This window comes from Streptomyces mesophilus, assembly GCF_011044995.1.
GTDB classification, from domain to species: Bacteria; Actinomycetota; Actinomycetes; order Streptomycetales; family Streptomycetaceae; genus Streptomyces; species Streptomyces mesophilus.
This window is the reverse complement of sequence record NZ_JAAKZW010000007.1, coordinates 42,765-65,955: the sequence shown is the minus strand read 5'-3', so window position 1 is coordinate 65,955 and position 23,191 is coordinate 42,765. Positions and strand designations below refer to the sequence as shown.

The following is a 23,191-nucleotide window of genomic DNA, read 5'->3' as shown; positions in this document are numbered from 1 at the left end:
TCATGCGTACGACGAAATCCGCACGCGCCGCGCAGTACGTGGCCCTGCTCGCCTATCTCGCCTTCCTGGCCTTCCCGTTCCTGTGGCTGATCTCCACGGCGTTCAAGCCGGCCAAGGAGCTGGGGAGTCTGGATCCGACGTGGATCCCCGAGAACCCCACCCTGCAGAACTTCCGGCAGGCCTTCGACGAACAGCCGCTGCTCCAGGCCGGTCTCAACTCCCTGATCGTGGCGCTGAGCGCGGCCCTGGTCGCGGTGGTGATCGCGACCCCGATGGCCTATGTGATGGCCCGCCACCGCAATCGCCTGTCCAAGGCGGCGACGGGCTGGGTCGTGGTGAGCCAGGCGTTCCCGTTCGTGCTCATCATCATTCCGCTGTTCCTGATCCTGAAGAATCTGCATCTGATCAACGCCCTGCCCGGCCTGATCATGGTGTACGTGGTGTGGTCGCTGCCCTTCGCGCTGTGGATGCTCGTCGGCTACGTACGGGCCGTGCCGACCGAGCTCGAAGAGGCCGCGGCGGTCGACGGCGCGAGCAAACTGCGGACGTTCGTCTCGGTGGTCGCACCCCTGCTCGCGCCCGGCATCGTGGCCACCGCGATGTTCGCCTTCATCACGGCGTGGAACGAGTTCTTCTTCGCGCTCGTCCTGCTCAAGACCCCGGAGAAGCAGACCTTGCCGGTCATCCTGAACCGTTTCATCGGCACGGAGGGCGTGGCCGACCTCGGTCCGCTCGCCGCCGCCGCGTTCCTCGCCACCATCCCCTCCCTGGTGATCTTCGCGATCATCCAGAAGCGGATCACGGGCGGCATGTTCGCAGGGGCGGTGAAGAGCTGATGCGCACCTCCAAGTGCCTGGCCGCCGCGGCAGCGTCACTGGCCCTGCTCCTGTCCGGCTGCACCGGCGACGCCCCCGACAAGGACGGGAAGGTCACCCTCCAGTTCCAGTCGCTGGCCTGGCAGGCCGAGTCCGTCGAGGTGAACAAGGAACTGGTGAAGGAGTGGAACGCCGCCCATCCCGACGTCCAGGTCAAGTACATCCAGGGCAGCTGGGACAGCGTTCACGACCAGCTGCTCACCTCCTTCGAGGGCGGTGAGGCGCCGGACATCATCCACGACGCCTCCGACGACCTCGCGGACTTCGCGTACGGCGGCTATCTCGCCGATCTCTCCGAGCTGATCCCCGCGCGCCTCAAGTCCGACATTCCGCAGAACAGCTGGGACACGACGACCTTCGACCAGGGGATCTACGGCGTCCCGTTCCTCCAGGAGCCGCGGGTCATCATGGCGAACGCCAAGTGGCTCAAGGAGTCCGGCGTACGGATCCCGACCCCGGACAAGCCCTGGACCTGGGGCGAATTCCGCCGGATCACCAAGGAGTTGAGCGGCGACGGCAAGTACGGAGTCGCCTGGCCGCTGAAGGAGCCGGTCTCCGCCACCCTCAACCTCTCGCTCTCCGCGGGCGGTCAGCTCTTCCACCGGGAGCCCGACGGCAAGGTGGACATCCGCTTCGAGGAGGGCGACGGGGTCGTGCCGGGCACGATCCACGACCAGGTCAACACCGACCACAGCGCGTCGAGTACGACGCTCGGCATGGGCGGCTCGGACACCCTGCCCGGCTTCTTCGGCGGCAAGTACGCGATGGTGCCGCTCGGCTTCTCGTACCGCCAGCAGATCGTCCAGCAGGCACCGGACGGCTTCGAGTGGCAGGTGCTGCCCGCGCCCGCCGGCGCGGACGGGCTGACGCAGGGTGTCTCGCCGCAGACGCTGTCGATCTCGCAGGACACCGAGCACAAGAAGGAGGCGATGGAGTTCATCGACTTCCTGCTGCAACCCGACAACATGGTGCGCCTGGCCAAGGGCGACTGGATGCTGCCCACCGGCACCGAGGCCCTGAAGGCACCCGCGCTGCACGCCGAGAAGGACGGCTGGGCCACCGGCACCGCCCTGGCCTCGCATCTGACCTCGGCCCCGGCCCAGTCCGTACGCGGCTATCCCGAGTGGAAGGACAAGGTGGCCACGCCCGCCCTGCAGGAGTACTACAGCGGGGCGATCGACGCGGCCGAGCTCGAGAAGCGGATTGTGAAGGACGGAAACCTGGTACTCAAGCGCTACCAGAGATAGCCGTCCGCGCTCCCGATCCGTCGAGGGGCCCGAGCCGCCGAGGGATGGTCCGTATGCGCAGTGTCGGGGTGGAAGAGGAGCTGCTCCTCGTCGACCAGGAGAGCGGGGAGCCCACGGCGCTCTCCCAGGCCGTCCTGGCGATGGCGTCCCGCGACGGGGACCCCGACGACGCCTTCGAGGCGGAACTCCACCGGCAGCAACTGGAGTTCGCCACCAGTCCGCAGGAGGACATGTCCGCGCTCGCGCGGGAGATCGTGCGGTGGCGGGAGGCCGCGGCCCAGCACGCCGAGACGCTCGGGGCCGCGGTCGTGGCGCTCGCCACCTCACCGCTCCCGGTGAACCCCACCATCGGGACCGGACCGCGCTACCAGTGGCTGGAGGAGCAGTTCGGCCTCACCACGCAGGAGCAGCTCACCTGCGGCTGTCACGTCCATGTCTTCGTGGAGTCCGACGAGGAGGGGGTGGCGGTACTCAACCGGATCCGCCCCTGGCTGTCGGCGCTGCTCGCGCTGAGTGCCAACTCCCCTTTCTGGCAGGGCAGGAACAGCGACTACCACAGCTACCGCAGCCGGGTCTGGGGCCGCTGGCCCTCGGCCGGACCGGTGGAGCTCTTCGACGACGCGGCCGCGTACCACGAGCAGACCCGCGCCATGGTCGCCACCGGCGCCCTCCTGGACAAGGGCATGGTCTACTTCGACGCCCGGCTCTCGGACACGTATCCGACCGTCGAGGTGCGTATTGCCGATGTCTGCCTCGAACCGTCCATGACGGTGCTGCTCGCCATGCTCGTACGGGGCCTCGTGGAGACGGCGGCACGGGAGTGGCGCGCGGGCGAGGCGCCCGTACCGCACTCGGTGGCCCTGCTCCGGCTGGCCTCCTGGCGCGCGGCCCGCTCGGGCCTGGCGGATGAGCTGGTCGATCCGCTGCGGATGGAGCCCGCGCCGGCCCGGTCCGTGGTGGAAGCGCTCTTCGCGCATGTGCGGCCCGCGCTCGAGGACACCGGCGATCTGGAGACGGCCCGCTCGCTGCTCGACCGGGTGCTGCGGGACGGCAACGGAGCACGCGTCCAGCGCGCGGTCTTCGAGCGCGACGGCAATCTGCGGGAGGTCGTCGACGAGTGCGTACGGCGCACCGCCCGCGGTGTGTGAAGCGTCCCCACGGCCTGCCCCTGAGCCGTACGCCTACGGGGATCACTCAGCGTGAAGCCTGCGCCTGACCTGCCCGGCCGGTCACTCCACCGGCCGGGACGAACACGACCGCACGGCTGGCCGGTGTGACACTGCGAGAAGGCAGTGAGTTGCCTGGACGACCCGGCAGTACCGACACGGGAGCGGCGGCGTGACGGCAGCGCAGGACGCGGAGGACACGGACGGCCTCGATGCCCGACTGACCGGCTTTCTCGCCGGCGGTCATATCGCGGAGCTCGATCTGGCCATGGTCGTCACCCTGGCGGCCGAGGCCCTGGGCCTGGCGCCTGTGCAGGCGTATCTGGCCGATCTGCAGCAGCGCCAGCTGATCCCGCTCGGGTCCCCGGCGGAGGCGCTGGCCGTCGACGACTCCGCAGGCGGCTGGGCGTACCGGAAGCAGGATCTGCACATCGAGGAGGACGGCCGCGCGATCACGGTCTGGCTGCCGCTGATCGACGGGGCCGAGCGGCTCGGCGTGGTGTCCGCCTCGACACCGGCCATGGACCCGTCGTTCCTGGTGCGCTGCCGGGCTCTGGCCGCCCTGCTCGCCCCGGTGATCACCTCGAAGCGCGCCTACAAGGACTCCGTGGTGCAGCGCACACGGACCGAGCCCATGGGGCTGCCGGCGGAGATGCTCCGCGCCCTGCTGCCGCCCCGCACCATCGGCACGCCGCGGATCGTGTCCACCGCGGTGATGGAGCCCGCGTACGAGATCGGCGGCGACGCGTACGACCACGCGCTGACCACGAGCACCCTGCACGCCGCCGTCGTGGACGCGATGGGCCACGATCTGTCCTCGGGCCTCACCGCCACCGTCACGATGGCCGCGTGCCGCAACGCGCGGCGGACCGGCTCGGATCTGAACGAGCTGACGACCGCCGTGGACATGGCCCTGGGCGAATGGCTGCCCGACCAGTTCTGCACCGCCGTCCTGGCCCAGCTGGACCTGGCCACGGGAGCGCTGCGCTGGATCAACTGCGGGCATCCGCCGCCGCTCCTGGTGCGCGGCTCGCGCCTGGTGTCCGAGGCCATGGAGCGCGAACCGGACGTCCCGATGGGGCTGCCCGCCCTGCTCACGGACGCTCCCCGCACGGTCCACCAGATCGCGCTGGAGCCGGGGGACCGCGTGCTGCTGCACACCGACGGCATCACCGAGGCCCGTCTCGCCGACGGCGCCGAGTTCGGCGCCCATCGCTTCGCGCAGGCGGTGATCCATGCCGCTTCCACCGGGGAGCCCGCCCCGGAGACGCTGCGCCGTCTGATCCACTCGGTGCTCGACGCCTCCGAGAACAGGCTCCGCGACGACGCCACGATCCTGCTGCTCGAGTGGAACCCGCCGCTGTCGTGATGTCTAAAGGCTGTTGCAGAACTGCTAAACGATCTTCCGAGACCGCGCCGCAACGGCTACCAAGCCGGCAGAAACCGGTGCACATTCGGGCAGTTGACCTTGCCGTCGATGGCCGGATCCGAGCGTGATCGCAGTTCTGCAACAGCCTTTAGGGCCTGTCTCGTGGATCAGGCGGCCTGAGGTCTCGGGTGCTGTGACGTCTCAGGCGGATCCGCCGCGCGCGGCTTCGCGCTCCGCCATGTTCTTGAACTGGCCCAAGTCGTAATTGGCCAAGGTCTTGTCGAGGTTCGTCAGGGCGCCCAGATATTCCACGAAGCCCTTCGGGTCGTACTCGACCTGAAGCGTCACGCGGCTGCGCGTATCACTGAGCCGGTGGAAGGTGACCACGCCGGCGTGCTCGACGCCCTGGGTCGTGTGCCAGGCGATGCGCTCCTCGGGAACGACCTCGGCGAGCTGCGCCACGAACTCCTTGTCGGCGCCCGGCAGGGAGAGCTGCCAGGCGAAGGTGTCCGGGTCGATGCGCTTGACGTGTTTCACATGGCTGAGGAAGGAAGGCCAGCGTTCGACGTCCTTCCACAGCGCCCAGCTCACCGAGACGGGGGCTTCTACGTCGACGGCTTCGAGCAGCGAGGACGACATGGGTTACTTCTCCTCTTTCTTATACGTACGAGGTGCGTGCGAAGTGCGTGCGGGTCAGGCGCCGACCAGCGAGTCGTCGCCCGGACGCGCACCCGACAGACGGTGCCGGGCCGCGATCAGGGCCATGTCGACATCGCGGGTACCCGTGGCGATACACAGGGTGTACGCCACGTCCTCCAGTCTCCGCTGCACCTCCGGGGACCCCTTCTCGGCTTCGAGGATCTTCAGCGCCGCGTACTCGTCCATCAGGTCGAGCAGCACGGCCGGGTGCGCCATCAACATCGAACTCCCCCTCTGTCTGTCCGCCCGAACGGGCCCGTCGCTTCCGGCCCCCCGTGTTCCCGGGATGACCTCGGCCATGCATTCCCGAGGTGAGGCGAGGCGAGGCGCCGGCCGCGCGCGGCCGGTGAATCGCTCCGTTTTGAAATGGTCCGTTTGGCGGCGGAGGGCCAGGGCATGCGAGTCCTCGTGCTTCGGACCGGAGGCGCAGCCGCAGGGGCGGTCTGTCCGGTTCCGTATGCACGGTGGCCCGACGAACGGCGCCCCTCACTGCGGTCGAGCTTGATGACTCCACGGCGAAGGGATTCGTAATGTCTGCGCATATCCACACCACGAACAACCGCCCCGGCCACGCCACCTCGTCCACCTCCCGACGCATGCGTCACCCGCACGATGACGCACCGGATACCGCCGCGCAGTTCGCACGGCTGGTCGACCTTGACGAGGGACCGGAGCGTGAGCTCTTGAAGGAAGAACTCGCCGAGGCCTGGCTGCCGATGGCCCACCGCATCGCGGGGCGTTTCGGCCGGCGCGGCGAGGAACTCGACGATCTCCGCCAGGTCGCCGCACTGGGCCTGGTCAAGGCGATCGATCACTATGAGCCGAGCCGCGGCGCGTTCGAGAGTTACGCGGTGCCCACCATCACCGGTGAGATCAAGCGGCACTTCCGGGACCGGTCCTGGGCGCTGCGCGTCCCGCGCCGCGTACAGGAACTGCGCAACCGCATCCGCGGCGCGCACCGTGAACTTTCCCAGCTGCCCGGCGCCGGTGAGCCTCAGATCGAGGAGATCGCCGTACACCTCGGCCTCACCGAGGACGAGGTGAAGGAGGGCATGCAGGCGCTGCACAGCCACAGCACGCTGTCCTTGGATGCCCAGTTGTCCTCGGCCGACGACGGCTTCAGCCTGGCCGACGCGCTCGGTGACCCCGACCCCGCCTATGACACCGTGATCGACCGCGAGGCGGCGAAGGAAGGGCTTGCGAAGCTGCCCGAGCGTGAGCGCACGATCCTGTATCTGCGCTTCTTCGAGGACAAGACGCAGCAGGCCATCGCCGATCAGCTGGACATCTCTCAGATGCATGTGTCCCGGCTCATCACGCGCAGCTGTGCCAAGGTCCGCGCCCAGGCGCTCGGCGCCGAAGAGCAGGATCTGCCCCGCGCGGCATGAGGACGTGTGGGCGGCGCCGCCCCGGCACTACGGGCGGTCGTGACGGCGCCGCCCCGGCACTGCGGGCCGTCGTGACGGCGCCGCCCCGGCACTGCGGCGAGGGCCTTACGCGCCCCGCGGCGGGAGCAGGTCGGGGCGGCGCCCGAGGGCGTGCAGGAACTCCAGGGCGTCCCGCACCAGGGTCTCCTCGTACCAGGCCAGCCAGCGGCCGGCCTCGTGGCCGATCCTGGTGAGCAACGCCGACTGGCGGGCGGCCAGTTCACCGGACGGGTCGGGCAGATGGGCGGACACCATGCCCACGCACGTACCGTCCGCGCCGATCAGCGGAACGCTGTGCACGGACCGGCTGCCCGCCTGCAGGATCGTGCGCCGTGCGCCGTCGGTGAAGACCGGATCGACGGCCACGTCGCGCACGGTGCGCAGCGCGAGCGCCGCGGCGGCCTCGCCGCAGGCGGTGCCGGACTCGCCGACGAAGGCGAAGTAGTCCACGAAGTCGTCGCTGTGACCGGTGTGGTGCTCCAGGCGCAGGCCGCGCGCCGCCTGATCGGCCAGCTGCACATTGCCCATGTCGGTCCCGGTGATGGCGAGGACCTGGGAAAGCACCACGCGCAGGACGCCGCTGCGGTGCACCGGCGCATCGCCGTTGAGGTCCAAAGCCGGCAGCAGGGGAGGGTGCTGCCTGACCCTGCCGGGGAACCACAGCTCCCTCATGCTGTCCGGTCGTGCGGTGGTGAGCACCGCGTCCACCAGGGAGCGCATCTTCACGTTGAAACGCTGTGAGGTGTGGCGCAGCAGGACGAACGCCTCATCGGCGTCCCGGAGCCGGTAGCGCTCCATCAGGATGCCCTGGGCCATCGAGACGGCCGGGCGGCTGCGATCACGGGCCCGCAGGTGCCGGATCTCCTCGGTGGTGCGGGCGAGTTGGTCGCGTAGCGCTTCGACGTCACCCTGCTCCGGGTCCGGTGCGACGTACATGCGGGCTCTTCGGTCCATGCGTTCCCTTCTCCTGCTCCGGCTTCAGGCCCTCGCCCCGCTTTTGCGGTGGGGGCACGGAATCTGCCGGGGCATACGTGCGGCGGCGCCGCCGGCTGTTTTCTCAACCGGGCGACGCCTGACCCACGGTGCGCTCTGACAGATCTGCCCATGGGGTGCCTTTGCACGTATCCCGTCAGGCCGGACGCAAACCACGCTCACAGGCGTCCGCCGCTCCATCGCGCCACCGGACCGCGGCGATTGCGCTCCGCACGGCGGCCCGCGCCATAGGTGGCCAGGCCGAGTGCGGTGATCCCGGCCGCCGAGAGAGCCGCGATCAACTTGCGGTTCTTGAAGGCCGCCCACGCGGTCAGGGCCGCCGCACCCGCGCGTCCCGCGGTCGCCGTCACGGCCTTGCGGCCGGACTCGACGCCGCCGAGCGCACCGGTGAAGACACGGCCCGAGGCGCGGGCCGACTTGTCGGCCTTGTCGGCCGCACTGCCACCGGCCTCCGCCACGGTGCCGGCTGCCTTTGCGGCCAGGCCGGCCGGCTGCTTGCTGTCGGTCTTGCTGTGTTGGTTCGTCATGCCGTTGCGGTTGACCCGATCTTCGCGGGGCAAACGCGGTGTGGTCCCGCCGTGGAGCCCAGGTGCCCGAGGGGTGTGCGGCAGGTGCCGCCAGGACATGAGGACCCGCCCGAGGGGCACTCGCCAGGGGCGGTCGTCGGGTGCTGGGCCCACGGCGCACGGCGGCCGAGGAGGCAGGCGATGACGGATCCGGCGCGAGGGGCCGTGGCGGAGGGTGTGTGGGAGTTCGACCCGCAGGGAGCCGTCGATCCGGGGGCCCGCGACCGGGTGATCAGTGACATCGGGCACAGCGGCGCGCGTGATGTGGTCGTGCTCGCGCACGGCTGGAACAACGACCCCGGCGTGGCAGGAGAGTTCGACGCGCGCTTCTTCGCCCTTCTACGGGAGGCCGCACCCGAGGCACGCATGGCGCGGGTGGGCGTGCGCTGGCCCGCGATGCGGTTTCTGGACGAGTCCGCTCCGCATGTGCCCGAGGAGCAGCGCCGGGCCGCCCTCGACGCGCTGCCCGCGCTGGACGCGGCGACGGCCCGCGCGCTGGTGGACGCCTTCCCGGCCAGCGGCGACGTGGTGCACGAGCTGTGCGACCTGCTGGCGCGGCGGCCCGCCGGCGGCTTGGCGCTCGACGACTTCGGCACGCTCCTGCGCCGCCTCGTCGAGCTGCGGCTGACCGACGCCCGCGCCGAGTTCGCCTCGGACGCCGAGGACGATCTGCTGCCGCAGCACGATCCGGTGATGCTCTTCGACGACACCGCCGGTGTGTGCGGGGAGTTCGCCGCCGCCCTCGATGAGGCGCGCGAGGCCGTCGAGGCCACCCACCACCGGCCGGAACGCATAGAGCGGCACAGCGAGGGCGATGCCGACGTCTCGCACCACGGCACCCATGCGGAGTCCGCGGTCCTCGGTCCCCGCGCGCCGGATGCCCTCAGTTCCCTCCTGGACCAGAAGGGGCCGGTGCAGACGGCCGGCGGGTTCGGCGACGAGCGCTTCGCCACTGGGCACGACGAGTTGTGGCGCGGGGCGCACGAACTGCTGCGCCAGGTCGCCGGACACACCTTCCGCCGTCGCGCCGGCGTCGTGGGCACGTACGGCCTCGGGCCCGTTCTGGCGCTGCTGGCCCGGAACGTGCCCGGGGTCCGTATCCACCTGGTGGGTCATGGCTTCGGGGCGCGCCTGGTCGCCTATGCGGTACGGAACCAGGCCGAGGACTCCCGGGCCGTGGCCTCGATGGTGCTGTTGCAGCCGGCCCTGTCCCACTTCGCGTTCGCCGACCACATGCCGCACCAGATGCGCGGCGGCGGCGCGCTGGCCGGTTGCCTGGAGCGTCTGGCCGGTCCGCTCGTGTGCTGCTACTCGCACAACGATCTCGAGCTCGGCCTGATGCACCCGCTCGCCACCCGCATGATCGGCGACTCGGCCTCGCTGTCGGGCATCGACCGCAAATGGGGCGCCCTCGGCCATGACGGAGCCCAGGCCTCGGCGTCGTTCACGGCGATCGACCTCGCCGAGATGCTGCGCTCCGGCATGGGCGAGAGGCAGTGCGTCAACGTCGACGTCAGCGAGGTCGTACGCGAAGGAGACCCGCCGGCCGGCGCGCACAACGACGTATTCCATCCGGACCTCGCCCGGCTCGTCGTCCAGGTCGCCGGGATCGGCCGGGAGGACTGAGCCCGACGGTGCGCACCCCTGCCTGACGAGACGATACGTCTTGCACGAGACGTCTCGTCTCGTCTAAGGTGAGCGCATGACAGCTCACAGGCCCGCGCACATCGCCATGTTCTCCATCGCCGCTTCCGGGCATGTGAACCCCAGCCTGGAGGTGATCCGCGAGCTCGTCGCCCGCGGCCACCGCGTCACGTACGCGATCCCCGAATCCTTCGCCGACAAGGTCGCCGCGGCCGGCGCCGAGCCCAAGATCTGGACCTCGACGCTGCCCACGGACGACGACCCGGACGCCTGGGGCACGGAACTGATCGACAACATCGAGCCCTTCCTGACCGACGCCCTCCAGGCGCTGCCCCAGCTCGAGAAGCTCTACGAGGGCGATGAGCCGGACCTCGTCCTCTACGACATCACTGCGTACCCGGCCCGTGTACTCGCGCACCGCTGGGGCGTGCCGATCGTCCAGTTCTCGCCGAACCTCGTCGCCTGGAAGGGATACGAGGAGGAGGTCGGCAAGCCGCTCTTCGATCCGCTGAAGGAGACGGAGCGCGGCAAGGCCTTCTTCGACACGTTCGCCGGGTGGATCGCCGAGAACGGCATGGACCTCTCGGTCGAGAACTTCATGGGCCGCCCCGACCGCTGCCTCGTGGTGATCCCCAAGGCGCTCCAGCCGAACGCCGACCGCGTCGACGAGTCCGTCTACACCTTCGTCGGCGCCTGTCAGGGGGAGCGTGCCGAAGGGGAGTGGGCCCGGCCCGAAGGCGCCGGGAAGGTGCTGCTCGTCTCGCTCGGCTCGACCTTCACCAAGCAGCCCGGCTTCTACCGCGAGTGCGTCAAGGCCTTCGGCGATCTGCCGGACTGGCATGTGGTCCTGCAGATCGGCAAGCACGTCGAGGTGGCCGAACTCGGTGAGATCCCGGCCAATATCGAGGTGCACAACTGGGTGCCGCAGCTCGCCATCCTCCGTCAGGCGGACGCGTTCATCACGCACGCAGGCGCCGGCGGCAGCCAGGAGGGCCTCGCCACCGCGACCCCGATGATCGCGGTGCCGCAGGCGGTCGACCAGTTCGGCAACGCGGACATGCTCCAGGCGCTCGGCGTCGCCCGCCACATCCCGACCGAGGAGGCGACCGCCGAGGTGCTGCGCGAGGCCGTGCTCACGATCAGCGCGGACCCGGAAGTCGCCCGCAGGCTGGCCGACTTGCAGACGCAGACCGCGGCCGAGGGTGGCACCAAGCGGGCGGCCGATCTGATCGAGGCCGAGCTGCCCGGCCACTGACCCCCGCGTGTGCGGTCGCCGGGTCGCCCGGTGGCCGCACCGGGTGTTGTCGGTGCGGGGGCCTATCGTCTGCCGCATGACGAAGACGTATGCGGCGCTCCTTCCCGGTATCAATGTCGGCGGCCGCGCCAAGGTCCCCATGGCCGAGCTGCGCACCCTGCTCACCGGCCTCGGATACGGAGAGGTCCGCACCCATCTGCAGAGCGGCAATGCGTTCTTCAGTGCCGCCGAGGGGGACGAGCAGAGCCTCGCGGCCGACCTCACGGCCGCCATCGAGCAGCACTTCGGCTTCCCCGTGGACTGCCTCGTCCGTGATCACACGTATCTACGGAACGTCGCCGAGGCCTGTCCCTTCCCGGCCGGGGACCTGGAGCCGAAACAGCTCCACATCACGTATCTCTCCGAGCAGCCTGATCCCGCCCGGTACACGGAACTCGACCAGCCGGCCTTCCTGCCCGAGGAGTTCCGCCTCGGCGACCGCTGCGTCTACCTCTACGCACCCGATGGTCTGGGCCGTTCCAAGCTCGCCGAAATCCTGTCGCGGCCCCGGATGGCCAAGGGCATGATCGCGACCACACGCAACTGGAACACCGTCACCAAGCTTGTGGAGCTGACCCATGGCTGAGCAGACCCCCGCCGTCACCGCGGCCATCGAAGGCGAACTGCGGCTGCTCGACCCGGAGGTACGCCGGGACGCGAAGGCGGTGGGGGAGCTGCTGCACGAGGAGTTCACCGAGTTCGGTGCCTCCGGTCGCTTCTGGGACCGTGCGTCGATGATCGCGGCCCTGGAGGAGAGCGGCCTCGACGCGGGCTCACCGATCGTCGCGTCCCGGATGCGCGGCGTCCAGCTCGCCGACGATCTGGTCCAGCTCACCTTCGACACGGACAACGGCGGACGCTGCGCCCACCGCAGCTCGCTGTGGCGCCGCACCCCCGAGGGCTGGCGGCTCTGGTTCCACCAGGCCACGCGGTTCACGCCGGAGGCGTGAGAGGGGCGAACCACCTCTGAGGCGCGAGAGGGGCAGTCACCCCTGAGGCGTGAGCCCGTCCAGCCGCGCCAGCTCCTCGGCGGTCAGGCGCACGGCTCCCGCGTCCAGGTTCTCCTCCAGGTGCGCGAGCGAGCCCGTGCCCGGAGTCGGACACAGCACGGGGGAGTGGTGCAGCAGCCAGGCCAGCGCGATCTGACCGGGCGTCGCGTCATGGGCGCGCGCCACCGAGGCGCACACCGGATCCTCGGTCAACGCCCCGTTGCCCAGCGGGAACCACGGCAGGAACGCGATGCCGTGCTGCTCGCACAGCTTCAGGAGCGGGTCGGAGGTGCGGTCGAGGAGGTTGTAGAGGTTCTGGACCGAGGCGATCGGGACGATGTCCAGGTCGAGCGCCCGCGTCAGGTCCTCGGCCGTGATCGTGTCCAGGCCGACATGGCGCACCTTGCCCTCGGACCGCAGCTCCGCCAGCGTGCCGAGCTGGTCGGCGAGCGGGACCTGCGGGTCGAGCCGGTGCAGCTGGTAGAGGTCGATACGGTCGACCCGCAGCCGCCGCAGACTCGCCTCGCACATCGCGCGCAGGCTCGCGGGGCGGCCGTCGATGTGCCACGCGCTCGAACTGGTCCGCACCACACCACCCTTGGTGGCGATCACCAGGTGCGCGGGATACGGGTGGAGGGCCTCGGCGACCAGCTCCTCGGCGACCGACGGACCGTAGTTGTCCGCCGTGTCGATCAGCGTCACACCCCGCTCGACCGCCCGCCGCAGTACCGCCACCGCATCCGCGGCCGGACCGCGCGGGCCCCAGTAGCCGGGCTGCCCGGCCAGCTGGGCCGTGCCGTATCCGAGCCGCCGTATGTCCAGGTCACCGCCGAGCGAAAAATGATCGATCATATGCGGACGCTATCGGACCCCGTCCGGTGCGTGAGCAGCTGGGTCGTGCTGCCGTCGTCCTCGCGGACGTCCTTGGTGTGCACGAAGCCGATCTTCTTCAGGACCTTGAGCGAGCGCGCGTTCTCCGCGTTCACGGTCGCGTGCACCTCGGTGAGGTGGAGCGCGTCATGGCCGTACGCCGTGAGCGCGGCGGCCAGTTCGGTGCCGAAGCCATGGCCCCAGCTGTTCGCCGTGAGGCCGTAGACGATCTCGTGGCCGTTCAGCCAGGACTCGGGTGAGGGCTTGATCTCCGCGTGGCCGATGAAGCGGCCCTCATGGCGCACCGCCCACACGGGGAAGCGGTCCTCGGCGTAGATCATGCTGAAGATCCGGCCGAACAGGGCGCGGTCCTCGGCGGCGGGACGCCGTTCGGGCCCGTCCCAGAACCACTGGCCGGACGCCGCGTCCTGGAAGAGGCCCACGAAGTCCTCTTCGTCCGCCGGGACATACGGGGTCAGAACCAGGCGTTCGGTCCGCAGTTCAGGAGTCACCTGGCCGACGCTAGGCAAACCGTCGCGTCTCGGCAACCAGGTTCCGGACAAGAGCCGTCACGCGGTGAGCGCCGGCTGAAGGGGCAGGGCCATCCGGCACTCGTCGTACCGGGCGAGCAGCAGCCGCGCCACCTCGGGCGCCGGGCCGAGCACATCGGCCAGGACGTCCGCGCCCGCTTCCCGCGCACCCCGCGCGATCCGGTCCGGCAGAAAGCCCGGCGCGAGGACGTACGGAGCGACCGCGATGTTCCGTACGCCCTCGGCGCGCAGTTCCCGTACGGCGTCTTGTGTACGAGGCAGAGATGCGGAGGCGAACGCAGGCCGCACGGCACACCAACCGGTGCGCCGCCACTCCCGCGCGATTTCTGCGATCACTGCGATCGCCTCCGGGTCCGAAGAGCCCGCCGAGGCCAGGACGACCCCGGTCGAGCCGCGTTCACCGGGGCGCACCCCGGCTTCGTACAACCGCCGCTCAAGAGCGTTGATCAGCAGCGGCGACGGGCCGAGCACCGGCGCCTGCCGCACCCGGAGCCCCGGCAGCCTGACGGCCGCCTCGTGCAGCACGGCGGGTATGTCCGCCTTCGCGTGGAACGCGTGCGTGAGCAGCAGCGGAAGCGCCACGACCTCCCGTGCGCCCTCGGCGGCCAGGCGCTCCAACACCCGGGGAACAGCAGGGGCGTTGAAGTCCAGGAACCCCGTCTCCACCCGCAGCCCGGGCCGCTGCGCCCGCACCCGCCGCACCAGGGCGTGCACGGTGCGGGCATGGCGCGGGTCGCGGCTGCCGTGGGCGATGACGAGGAGGGTGGGGCCTGAAATGGCCGTCGGGCGCATGGCGGATCAGCTCTTGGTCAGCAGGCCGCGGCTGCGCAGGACGCGGCGCTCGATGGGGGCGAAGAGCAGCAGCTCGATGCCGATGCCCACGATCAGGATCAGCAGGATCGCGCTGAGCACCCAGGACATGTCCTGCAGTTCACGGCCCTGTTCGAGGAGCTGGCCGAGCCCGACGCCCAGATCGGCGGCGTTCACGATCAGTTCGGCCGCCATCAGGGAGCGCCAGGAGAAGGCCCAGCCCTGCTTGAGGCCCGCGATGTAGCCGGGCAGCGCGGCGGGAAGCAGGACATGGCGTACGCCGTTGAGCCCCGTCGCGCCGATCACCCGGCCCGCCCGCAGATACAGCGGCGGCACCTGGTCGACACCGGCCACCAGGCCGTTGGCGATCGACGGGACCGCGCCGAGCAGCACCACCGCGTAGATGGTGGCGTCGCTCAGGCCGAACCAGATGATCGCGGCCGGCACCCACGCCACCGACGGCAGCGACTGCAGACCGGACAGGATCGGCCCGATCGCGGCCCGTACGACCTTGACGCGGGCCACGATCAGACCCAGCGGCGTACCGATCGCGACCGAGATCAGGAAGCCGAGCGCACCACGCGACAGCGAGGTCCACACGTAGTCGAGCAGGGTGCCTTCGAGCCACTTCTCCTGAAGTGTGCGGCCCACGTCCGCGGGGCTCGGGAGCAGATAGTGCTCCTTGACCTTGAAGTGGTACGCGAGCTGCCACAGGGCGAGGACGAGCCCGATGGCCACCAGCGGAGGCAGTGCCTTGGAGAGGAACTTGCGGCCCCACGCGGTGCGCTGGGCGGTCTGCGTCTCCAGGGCGTCGAGGCCCGCCTCCAGACCGGCGAGGTCGGAGGAGTCCTTGCCGCTCTTCGTATCCGGCGTATCGGAAGTGGTCTCAGTGCTGGCCATGTCGGCGGATCTCCCCCCGCAGTTGTTCGGTGATCTCGATGGAGAGGTCGGCGACCGCGCTGTCCTCGATCCGGCGCGGCTGCGGGATCCCGACCTCCCACTCACGGGCGATGCGCCCGGGGCGCGAGGAGAGCAGCACGACGCGCTCGGCGAGCCGCACCGCCTCGCGCACGTTGTGCGTGACGAACAGGACGGAGAGCTGCGTCTCGCGCCAGATGCGGGTCAGCTCGTCGTGCAGCACATCACGCGTGATGGCGTCGAGCGCGGCGAACGGCTCGTCCATCAGGAGCAGTTGGCTGTCCTGCGCGATGGCACGGGCCAGCGCGACCCGCTGGCGCATACCGCCGGACAGCTCGTGCACCCGCTTGCCGTAGGCGCCCTTGAGGCGAACGATCTCGAGCAGCCGCTCGGCCTCGTCGCGCCGCTCGGTCTTGGCGAGACCGCGCATCTTCAGGGCGAGTTCGATGTTCTTGCCCGCGGTGAGCCACGGGAAAAGGGCGTGCTCCTGGAACATCAGGGCCGGACGTCCGCCCGGCACGTCGATCTCGCCGGCGCTCGGCTTGTCGAGGCCCGCGACCAGGTTGAGCAGCGTGGACTTACCGCAGCCCGAGGCCCCCAGGAGCGTGACGAACTCGCCCGGCGCGACATCGAGGGTGATGTCGTCGAGCACCAACTGCTGGGCGCCCGGCCGGCCGAAGGACTTGGAGACGTGCGAGAGCCGAGCGGCGTACGAGCCGTCAACAGACGTCGACTTGTCCACTGCGGCCTCGGTGAGCGTGGCTGCCATGACCGTCACCTCCTGGGGTCTCGTGAAAGGGACTGGCTTACAAGGACTGGGGCTACAGGGACTGGGCTTACTTGGCGCCGAGACCGGCGTCGTCGACCGAGGGCTTGCCCGCGGCGCTCAGGACCTTGTTGAGCGGACGCAGGTCGTAGATGCCGTCGAGCAGCGGGTCCTTGAGCAGTCCGGCCTTCACCGCGTGCTGGGCCTCGTCACGCAGGGTCGAGGCCAGCGGGTCGTCGAGGAACTCGACGTTCTTGAACGCCGGGTCGAGGATGTCGGCCGGCAACGGCTTGCCGGTCTCCTCCTTGAGCACCGCGTTGATAGCCTTCTTGGCCTCGTCCGGGTTCTTGCTGATCCACACGTTGGTGTTCACCGAGCCGCGCAGGACGGCCTCGACGACCTTCGGGTGCTTCTCCAGGAACTCCTGGCGGACGATGATGTTCGTGATCACGAACTTTCCGTCGTCCCACAGCTCCTTCTCGTCGAGCAGCACCTTGCCGCCTTCGGCGACCAGCTTGGACGCGGTCGGCTCGGGCACCCAGGCGCCGTCGATGTCGCCGCTCTTGAAGGCGATCGGCGTGACCTTGTTGTCCGTACGGGCGATGTTGACGTCGCCCTTGCCGCTGGTCGCGTCGACCTTGTGGCCCTTCTCGGCCAGGTAGTTGAGGAGCGCGACGTCCTGGGTGTTGCCCAGCTGCGGGGTCGCGATCGTCTTGCCCTTGAGGTCGTCGAGCGACTTGATCTTCTTCGGGTTCACCACGAGCGAGACACCGCCGGACGCGGAGCCCGAGACGATGCGCAGGCTCTTGCCCTGGGACTTGGTGTAGCCGTTGATGGCCGGCGAGGGGCCGATCCACCCGATGTCGATGGCGCCGGAGTTCAGCGCCTCGATCTCGGCGGGGCCCGCGTTGAAGACCTGGGACTTGACCTTGGTGCCGCCCAGCTCCTTCTGGATCAGGCCGTTCTCGCCGAGGCCGACCAGGGCGGTGCCGTGGGTGACGTTGGCGAAGTAGCCGATCTTGACTTCGGAGAGGCCGTCGATCGCCTTCCCCTGGGCGACGGGGGAGGCCTTGTCGCCGCCCTTGTCCTCGGCGTTGGAGCCGTATCCGCAGGCGGTGAGGGCGAGCATCGGCAGCGTGATCGCCGCGACGGCGAGGCGCTGGCGTGCGGTGTTACGGGTGGAACGGGATGAACTGATGGCAGGCACGGGAGGTGTTTCCTCTCGGAGGCCCGGTTCTTACGTCCCCCTGAAGTGCGGGTACGCGGCCGGGAGTTCGGCAGGTCTTCGATGTCGTCTTACGGCGAGGGCGTCGGCGCGCAGGGCGCTCGTGCGGGTCAGCGCACACATCGCGCGACACCCCCGGTACCGGAGCCCAGGGCGCCGCTGCCGACTCGGCCGCCCTCCTTCGCGAAGGTCGCGTACACGTCGATGGCCATCAGAAATCCCAACCCTCTTCGTCAGGGGCGGACTTGGTCTCGGAGCCGGGCTCGTCGGGCTGTGCGAACGCCTCGCCGGACATGCCGGCCGCGAGCGTCGTCCCGTCCGCCGGGTCGATCAGGAGGAAGGACCCGGTGCGCCGCGAATCGGCGTACGAGTCGAGAGCGAGAGGTTCGGCGGTGCGGACCTTCACACGGCCGATGTCGTTGGCGACCAGCTGCCCGGGCTCCGGGTGCTGGGAGAGGTCGTCGAGCGTGAGGCGCGACGGGATCTCCTTGACGATCGCCTTGACCGTACGGGTGGTGTGCTTGAGCAGCACGCGCTGGCCGACGGTCAGCGGCCGGTCGGCCACGTGGCAGACCGTGGCCTCGATGTCCTGGCTGGTGGCCGGGGCGTCATGGGCGGGCACGATCAGGTCGCCGCGCGAGATGTCGATGTCGTCCTCGAGCAGCAGCGTCACCGACTGCGGCGTCCAGGCCACATCCACACTCTTGCCGAGCAGGTCGATCCCGGAGATCTTCGAACTCCGCCCGGAGGGCAGGACCTTGACCTCCTCGCCGACCCGGAACGTACCGGCGGCGATCTGTCCCGCGTACCCGCGGTAGTCGGGGTGCTCGGCGGTCTGCGGCCGGATGACGACCTGGACCGGGAAGCGGGCGTGGCAGGTGGCGAGGTCGTGGCTGACCGGGACGGTCTCCAGGTGCTCCAGGAACGTGGGGCCCGGGTACCAGTCCATGTGCGCGGACGGCTCCACCACGTTGTCGCCGGCGAGCGCGGAGATCGGGATCGCGGTGATCTCCGGAACGCCCAACTCCTTTGCGTACGTGGTGAACTCGGTGGCGATCGCGGCGAAGACGGACTCCTCGTAGCCGACGAGGTCCATCTTGTTCACCGCGAGCACCACGTGCGGCACACGAAGGAGCGCGGCGATCGCGGCATGGCGGCGGGTCTGCTCGACGACCCCGTTGCGGGCGTCGACCAGGATCACCGTCAGCTCGGCGGTCGAGGCGCCGGTGACCATGTTCCGGGTGTACTGCACGTGCCCGGGAGTGTCCGCGAGGATGAAACGGCGCTGTGCGGTGGCGAAGTAGCGGTAGGCGACATCGATGGTGATGCCCTGCTCGCGCTCCGCGCGCAGCCCGTCGGTGAGCAGCGCCAGGTCGGGAGCGTCCTGGCCACGGCTCGCGGAGACCCGCTCGACGGCCTCCAGCTGGTCGGTGAGGATCGACTTGGAGTCGTGCAGGAGGCGCCCCACGAGGGTGGACTTGCCGTCGTCGACGCTCCCCGCCGTGGCGAACCGCAGCAGGGTCGTGGCCGAGAGACCTTCGATATCCGTCAACTGCTCGGTAGTGCTGGACATTTAGAAGTACCCCTCGCGCTTACGGTCTTCCATCGCGGCCTCGGACAGCTTGTCGTCGGCGCGGGTCGCCCCTCGTTCGGTGAGCCTCGACGCGGCGATCTCGGTGATCACGGCTTCGAGCGTGGTGGCGTCCGAGTCGACGGCGCCGGTGCAGGACATGTCGCCGACGGTGCGGTAGCGCACGAGGCGCGTGACGACCGGCTCGGTGTCCCTCGGGCCGCCCCACTCGCCGGCGGTCAGCCACATGCCGGAGCGGGAGAACACCTCACGCTCGTGCGCGAAGTAGATCTCCGGCAGCTCGATGCCCTCGCGGGCGATGTACTGCCACACGTCCAGCTCGGTCCAGTTGGACAGCGGGAAGACGCGCACGTGTTCGCCGGCCGCGTGCCGGCCGTTGTACAGGTTCCACAGCTCGGGGCGCTGGCGGCGCGGGTCCCACTGCGAGAACTCGTCGCGCAGCGAGAACACCCGCTCCTTCGCGCGCGCCTTCTCCTCGTCGCGGCGCCCGCCGCCGAAGACCGCGTCGAACTTCTCCGCCTGGATCTTCTCCGTGAGCGGCACGGTCTGGAGCGGATTACGCGTCCCGTCGGGGCGTTCGCGCAGCTTGCCCGCGTCGATGTACTCCTGCACGGAGGCGACATGCAGCCGCAGCCCATGCTCGGCCACCACGCGGTCGCGGTACTCGATGACCTCGGGGAAGTTGTGCCCCGTGTCCACGTGGAGCAGCGAGAACGGCACCGCGGCCGGCGCGAAGGCCTTCAGCGCCAGATGCAGCATGACGATCGAGTCCTTGCCGCCGGAGAACAGGATCACCGGCCGCTCGAACTCACCCGCCACCTCACGGAAGATGTGCACCGCCTCGGACTCGAGCGCGTCCAGATGCGACAGCGCGTACGGGCTGTCGGTCTCCTCGCTCACGGAAGCAACTGTCGTCACGCCAGGCCCCTTTCCCGCAGCAGCCCCAAAAGGGCCGCCGCCGACTCCGCCACCGACTGCTCATGCGCCTCGATCCGCAGATCGGGCGACTCCGGCTCCTCGTACGGGTCGTCGACGCCGGTCAGACCGGCGATCTCACCGGCCGCCTGCTTGGCGTAGAGCCCCTTCACATCGCGCTCCGAGCACACCTCGACGGGCGTGGCGACATGCACCTCGAGATACGCCGTGCCCTCCTTCTGGTGGCGCCGGCGCACCGCGTCACGGCTCTCCGCGTACGGGGCGATCACCGGGACGAGCACCAACACGCCCTGCGAGGCAAGCAGTTCGGCCACGAAGCCGATCCGCTGCACATTGGTGTCGCGGTCCTCGCGGCTGAAGCCGAGGCCCGCGGAGAGGAACTCGCGGATCTCGTCCCCGTCGAGCACCTCGACCCGGTGGCCCTCAGGGCGCAGCAGCCCGGCCAGCTCGTAGGCGAGCGTGGTCTTGCCGGCGCTCGGCAGACCGGTGAGCCAAACGGTGGCCCCTGTCACGTCGTTCACCTCTGAAGTCGTCATCCGTGCAGCCCGCATTCCGTCTTGTTCCGGCCGGCCCAGCGGCCCGAGCGCGCGTCTTCGCCCTCGGCGACCCGGAAGGTGCAGGGGGCGCAGCCGATCGACGGATAGCCGTCCATCAGAAGCGGATTGGTCAGTACGCCGTGCTCGGCGATGTACGCGTCCACATCGGCCTGGGTCCACCGGGCGATCGGCGAGATCTTGACCTTCTGCCGCTTGGCGTCCCAGCCGACGACCGGGGTGTTCGCCCGGGTCGGGGACTCGTCGCGGCGCAGTCCGGTCGCCCAGGCCTGGTACGAGGTCAGGCCCTGTTCGAGGGGCTTGACCTTGCGCAGCGCGCAGCACAGGTCGGGGTTGCGGTCGTGCAGCTTCGGCCCGTGCTCGGCGTCCTGCTCGGCCACGGTCTGTACCGGGGTGAGCGTGATGAGGTTGACGTCCATCACCGCGCCCACCGCGTCCGCGGTGCCGAGGGTCTCGGGGAAGTGGTAGCCGGTGTCCAGGAACACCACGTCCACACCGGGCATGGCGCGGGACGCGAGGTGCGCGACCACCGCGTCCTCCATGGACGAGGTGACGCAGAAGCGCGAACCGAAGGTGCCGGCCGCCCACTTGAGGATCTCCAGCGGGGTCGCGTCCTCCAGGTCGCGCCCCGCCTGCTCGGCGAGCTCCTTGAGCTCGTCGGTCGTCCGTTCCTTCTGAGCCGTGGTCATATCTCGTCCCCTCCACCGGAGTTGACTGCCTGGTCGGCGGGTCGCCGAACTCCTCGGGCGAGCAGCCCGAGGAACTTCAGCTGAAAGGCGCGGTTGCAGGACGCGCATTCCCAAGCACCGTGGCCGGTCTCGTTGGGACGCAGGTCCTCGTCGCCGCAGTACGGGCAGTGGAAGGGCGCCGCTCGCTCGCTCATGAGAGGTCCGCTTCCGAGGCACGGCCCGCCCAGGTGGCGAACCGCTCGCCGTCCTCGCGCTGCTCCTGGAAACGGGTCAGCACGCGCTCCACGTAGTCCGGCAGCTCCTGCGAAGTGACCTTCAGGCCACGGACCTTGCGGCCGAAGCCGGCCTCCAGGCCCAGCGCGCCACCGAGGTGCACCTGGTAGCCCTCGACCTGCTCGCCCTGGTCGTCGAGGACCAGCTGGCCCTTGAGACCGATGTCCGCGACCTGGATACGGGCGCAGGCGTTGGGGCAGCCGTTGATGTTGATGGTGATCGGCTCGTCGAACTCAGGGATGCGGCGCTCGAGTTCATCGATCAGGGAGGCGCCGCGCGCCTTGGTCTCGACGATCGCCAGCTTGCAGAACTCGATTCCGGTGCAGGCCATCGTGCCGCGCCGGAACGGCGAGGCGTTGACCTTCAGATCGAGCGCCTCCAGGGCCGACACCAGCGACGCGACCTGCGGCTCCTCGATGTCGAGCACGATCATCTTCTGCTCGGCGGTGGTCCGCAGACGCCCCGAGCCATGGGCCGCGGCGACCTCGGCGATCTTCGTCAGGGTGGTGCCGTCCACACGTCCGACGCGCGGTGCGAACCCCACGTAGAAGCGGCCGTCCTTCTGCTTGTGCACACCGAGGTGGTCACGCCAGGTGCCGGAGGGCTGCTCAGGGGCGGGCCCGTCGATCAGCTTCCGCTGCAGGTACTCGTTTTCCAGGATCTGGCGGAACTTCTCCGGACCCCAGTCGGCGAGCAGGAACTTCAGGCGGGCACGGGTGCGCAGGCGCCGGTAGCCGTAGTCACGGAAGATCCCGATGACACCGCCGTACACATCCGGCACCTCGTCGAGCGGCACCCAAGCGCCAAGGCGCTGGCCCAACTTGGGGTTGGTGGACAGACCGCCGCCGACCCAGAGGTCGAAGCCGGGTCCGTGCTCGGGGTGGTTCACGCCGACGAAGGCGATGTCGTTGATCTCGTGCGCGACATCGAGCTGGGGCGAGCCGGAGACCGCGGACTTGAACTTGCGCGGCAGGTTGGAGAAGTCCGGGTTGCCGATGAAGCGGCGCTGGATCTCGTCGATGGCCGGCGTGCCGTCGATGATCTCGTCGGCGGCGATCCCCGCGACGGGCGAACCGAGGATCACACGCGGGGTGTCACCGCAGGCCTCGGTGGTGGACAGACCGACCTCTTCGAGCCGGCGCCAGATCTCGGGCACGTCCTCGATCCGGATCCAGTGGTACTGGATGTTCTGCCGGTCCGTGATGTCGGCGGTGCCGCGCGCGAACTCCTGCGAGATCTCACCGATCACCCGCAGCTGCTCGGTGGTCAGCCGGCCGCCGTCGATCCGGACGCGCAGCATGAAGTACTTGTCGTCCAGCTCCTCCGGTTCGAGGATGGCCGTCTTTCCGCCATCGATCCCGGGCTTGCGCTGGGTGTACAGGCCCCACCAGCGCATCCGGCCGCGCAGGTCGTTGGGGTCGATCGAGTCGAAACCGGTCTTGGAGTAGATCGTCTCAATACGTGTCCGCACATTGAGACCGTCGTCGTCCTTCTTGAACTGCTCGTTCCCGTTGAGCGGTGTGAAGTGACCGACGGCCCACTGTCCCTCGCCGCGGTGGCGTCCCGGCCGGCGGCGAGGTGCTGGTGCGGGCTTCTCGGGGGTGGCGGCCATGGGTGTCGTCCTTCAGTACAGGGTGAGCGGCTCTGACCTGCGCAATCGCGGGCTTTCAGGCGTACGGAAGTACGCGCGCGTCATTGCGCCAGGTCATCAAGAAGAGGTGGAGCGTGGGGAATCGCGG

25 protein-coding genes are annotated in these 23,191 nt (G+C 69.7%); 9 read left to right on the top strand and 16 right to left on the bottom strand.

What is annotated here, in order from left to right:
- Window positions 1-2: 2 nt before the first annotated feature.
- The 4 genes from G6045_RS04490 (at window position 3) to G6045_RS04475 (ending at window position 4,657) form a co-directional block, all read left to right on the top strand.
- On the top strand, window positions 3-836 hold the full coding sequence (locus G6045_RS04490; RefSeq protein WP_165330466.1) for a carbohydrate ABC transporter permease: 834 nt from the start codon (window positions 3-5) through the stop codon (window positions 834-836).
- Window positions 836-2,122: an ABC transporter substrate-binding protein gene (locus G6045_RS04485; RefSeq protein ID WP_165330465.1), complete on the top strand. Its 1,287-nt coding sequence runs from the start codon at window positions 836-838 to the stop codon at window positions 2,120-2,122. Before G6045_RS04490 ends, G6045_RS04485 begins: the two co-directional genes overlap by 1 nt.
- Before the next feature lie 53 nt (window positions 2,123-2,175).
- On the top strand, window positions 2,176-3,270 hold the full coding sequence (locus tag G6045_RS04480; RefSeq protein WP_165330464.1) for a glutamate--cysteine ligase 2: 1,095 nt from the start codon (window positions 2,176-2,178) through the stop codon (window positions 3,268-3,270).
- Between the two features lie 190 nt (window positions 3,271-3,460).
- A complete protein-coding gene (locus G6045_RS04475) occupies window positions 3,461-4,657 on the top strand; it encodes a PP2C family protein-serine/threonine phosphatase (RefSeq protein WP_328707650.1) in 1,197 nt (398 codons plus the stop codon).
- 201 nt (window positions 4,658-4,858) lie between these two features.
- Here G6045_RS04475 and G6045_RS04470 read toward each other — a convergent pair whose 3' ends face one another.
- Window positions 4,859-5,296 (bottom strand): SRPBCC family protein, encoded by a 438-nt coding sequence (locus G6045_RS04470; RefSeq protein WP_165330463.1) that lies wholly within the window; start codon window positions 5,294-5,296, stop codon window positions 4,859-4,861.
- Window positions 5,297-5,350: 54 nt separating this feature from the next.
- Window positions 5,351-5,578, bottom strand: a complete 228-nt coding sequence (locus G6045_RS04465) for a DUF5133 domain-containing protein (protein WP_165330462.1) — start codon at window positions 5,576-5,578, stop codon at window positions 5,351-5,353.
- 308 nt (window positions 5,579-5,886) lie between these two features.
- Between G6045_RS04465 and G6045_RS04460 the strand changes: the two genes are divergently transcribed.
- Complete coding sequence (locus G6045_RS04460) at window positions 5,887-6,744, top strand: SigB/SigF/SigG family RNA polymerase sigma factor (RefSeq protein WP_165330461.1); 858 nt, start codon at window positions 5,887-5,889, stop codon at window positions 6,742-6,744.
- Window positions 6,745-6,849: 105 nt separating this feature from the next.
- Here the strand turns inward: G6045_RS04460 and G6045_RS04455 are convergent, their stop codons facing one another.
- Both G6045_RS04455 and G6045_RS04450 read right to left on the bottom strand, forming a co-directional pair.
- On the bottom strand, window positions 6,850-7,737 hold the full coding sequence (locus tag G6045_RS04455) for an ANTAR domain-containing protein (RefSeq protein WP_235967551.1): 888 nt from the start codon (window positions 7,735-7,737) through the stop codon (window positions 6,850-6,852).
- A 197-nt stretch (window positions 7,738-7,934) separates the two neighbouring features.
- A complete protein-coding gene (locus tag G6045_RS04450) occupies window positions 7,935-8,303 on the bottom strand; it encodes a hypothetical protein (protein ID WP_165330460.1) in 369 nt (122 codons plus the stop codon).
- Between the two features lie 180 nt (window positions 8,304-8,483).
- Between G6045_RS04450 and G6045_RS04445 the strand changes: the two genes are divergently transcribed.
- The 4 genes from G6045_RS04445 (at window position 8,484) to G6045_RS04430 (ending at window position 12,230) form a co-directional block, all read left to right on the top strand.
- A complete protein-coding gene (locus G6045_RS04445) occupies window positions 8,484-9,968 on the top strand; it encodes a serine-threonine protein kinase (protein WP_165330459.1) in 1,485 nt (494 codons plus the stop codon).
- A gap of 76 nt (window positions 9,969-10,044) precedes the next feature.
- A complete protein-coding gene (gene mgt / locus G6045_RS04440; RefSeq protein WP_165330458.1) occupies window positions 10,045-11,241 on the top strand; it encodes a macrolide-inactivating glycosyltransferase in 1,197 nt (398 codons plus the stop codon).
- 76 nt (window positions 11,242-11,317) lie between these two features.
- The gene (locus tag G6045_RS04435) at window positions 11,318-11,866 is read left to right on the top strand and encodes a DUF1697 domain-containing protein (protein WP_165330457.1); all 549 of its coding nucleotides are present in this window, start codon (window positions 11,318-11,320) and stop codon (window positions 11,864-11,866) included.
- Window positions 11,859-12,230 (top strand): nuclear transport factor 2 family protein, encoded by a 372-nt coding sequence (locus tag G6045_RS04430; RefSeq protein ID WP_165330456.1) that lies wholly within the window; start codon window positions 11,859-11,861, stop codon window positions 12,228-12,230. Before G6045_RS04435 ends, G6045_RS04430 begins: the two co-directional genes overlap by 8 nt.
- A gap of 36 nt (window positions 12,231-12,266) precedes the next feature.
- On the opposite strand, the gene G6045_RS04425 is transcribed toward G6045_RS04430, so the two are convergent.
- The 12 genes from G6045_RS04425 to G6045_RS04370 all read right to left on the bottom strand — a co-directional run bounded on the left by G6045_RS04425 (window position 12,267) and on the right by G6045_RS04370 (window position 23,064).
- Window positions 12,267-13,121 carry an aldo/keto reductase gene (locus G6045_RS04425; RefSeq protein WP_165330455.1) on the bottom strand — a complete coding sequence of 285 codons (855 nt, stop codon included), beginning with the start codon at window positions 13,119-13,121 and terminating at the stop codon, window positions 12,267-12,269.
- Window positions 13,118-13,651, bottom strand: coding sequence for a GNAT family N-acetyltransferase (locus G6045_RS04420; RefSeq protein ID WP_165330454.1), 534 nt, complete (start codon window positions 13,649-13,651; stop codon window positions 13,118-13,120). The genes G6045_RS04425 and G6045_RS04420 overlap by 4 nt, the downstream gene beginning before the upstream one ends.
- 57 nt (window positions 13,652-13,708) lie before the next feature.
- Window positions 13,709-14,467, bottom strand: coding sequence for a sirohydrochlorin chelatase (locus tag G6045_RS04415; RefSeq protein ID WP_165330492.1), 759 nt, complete (start codon window positions 14,465-14,467; stop codon window positions 13,709-13,711).
- 21 nt (window positions 14,468-14,488) lie between these two features.
- On the bottom strand, window positions 14,489-15,400 hold the full coding sequence (locus tag G6045_RS04410) for an ABC transporter permease (protein WP_165330453.1): 912 nt from the start codon (window positions 15,398-15,400) through the stop codon (window positions 14,489-14,491).
- Window positions 15,387-16,187 carry an ABC transporter ATP-binding protein gene (locus G6045_RS04405; protein ID WP_165330452.1) on the bottom strand — a complete coding sequence of 267 codons (801 nt, stop codon included), beginning with the start codon at window positions 16,185-16,187 and terminating at the stop codon, window positions 15,387-15,389. Before G6045_RS04405 ends, G6045_RS04410 begins: the two co-directional genes overlap by 14 nt.
- A 67-nt stretch (window positions 16,188-16,254) precedes the next feature.
- Window positions 16,255-17,313 (bottom strand): ABC transporter substrate-binding protein, encoded by a 1,059-nt coding sequence (locus G6045_RS04400; RefSeq protein WP_165330491.1) that lies wholly within the window; start codon window positions 17,311-17,313, stop codon window positions 16,255-16,257.
- A 307-nt stretch (window positions 17,314-17,620) separates the two neighbouring features.
- The gene (locus G6045_RS04395) at window positions 17,621-18,982 is read right to left on the bottom strand and encodes a sulfate adenylyltransferase subunit 1 (RefSeq protein ID WP_165330451.1); all 1,362 of its coding nucleotides are present in this window, start codon (window positions 18,980-18,982) and stop codon (window positions 17,621-17,623) included.
- Window positions 18,983-19,918: a sulfate adenylyltransferase subunit CysD gene (gene cysD / locus G6045_RS04390; protein ID WP_165330450.1), complete on the bottom strand. Its 936-nt coding sequence runs from the start codon at window positions 19,916-19,918 to the stop codon at window positions 18,983-18,985.
- Window positions 19,915-20,487: an adenylyl-sulfate kinase gene (cysC, locus tag G6045_RS04385; protein ID WP_408056295.1), complete on the bottom strand. Its 573-nt coding sequence runs from the start codon at window positions 20,485-20,487 to the stop codon at window positions 19,915-19,917. The genes cysD and cysC overlap by 4 nt, the downstream gene beginning before the upstream one ends.
- The gene (locus tag G6045_RS04380; protein ID WP_165330448.1) at window positions 20,469-21,179 is read right to left on the bottom strand and encodes a phosphoadenylyl-sulfate reductase; all 711 of its coding nucleotides are present in this window, start codon (window positions 21,177-21,179) and stop codon (window positions 20,469-20,471) included. Before G6045_RS04380 ends, cysC begins: the two co-directional genes overlap by 19 nt.
- Window positions 21,176-21,373, bottom strand: a complete 198-nt coding sequence (locus G6045_RS04375; protein ID WP_165330447.1) for a hypothetical protein — start codon at window positions 21,371-21,373, stop codon at window positions 21,176-21,178. The genes G6045_RS04380 and G6045_RS04375 overlap by 4 nt, the downstream gene beginning before the upstream one ends.
- The gene (locus G6045_RS04370; RefSeq protein WP_165330446.1) at window positions 21,370-23,064 is read right to left on the bottom strand and encodes a nitrite/sulfite reductase; all 1,695 of its coding nucleotides are present in this window, start codon (window positions 23,062-23,064) and stop codon (window positions 21,370-21,372) included. Before G6045_RS04370 ends, G6045_RS04375 begins: the two co-directional genes overlap by 4 nt.
- Window positions 23,065-23,191 lie beyond the last annotated feature (127 nt).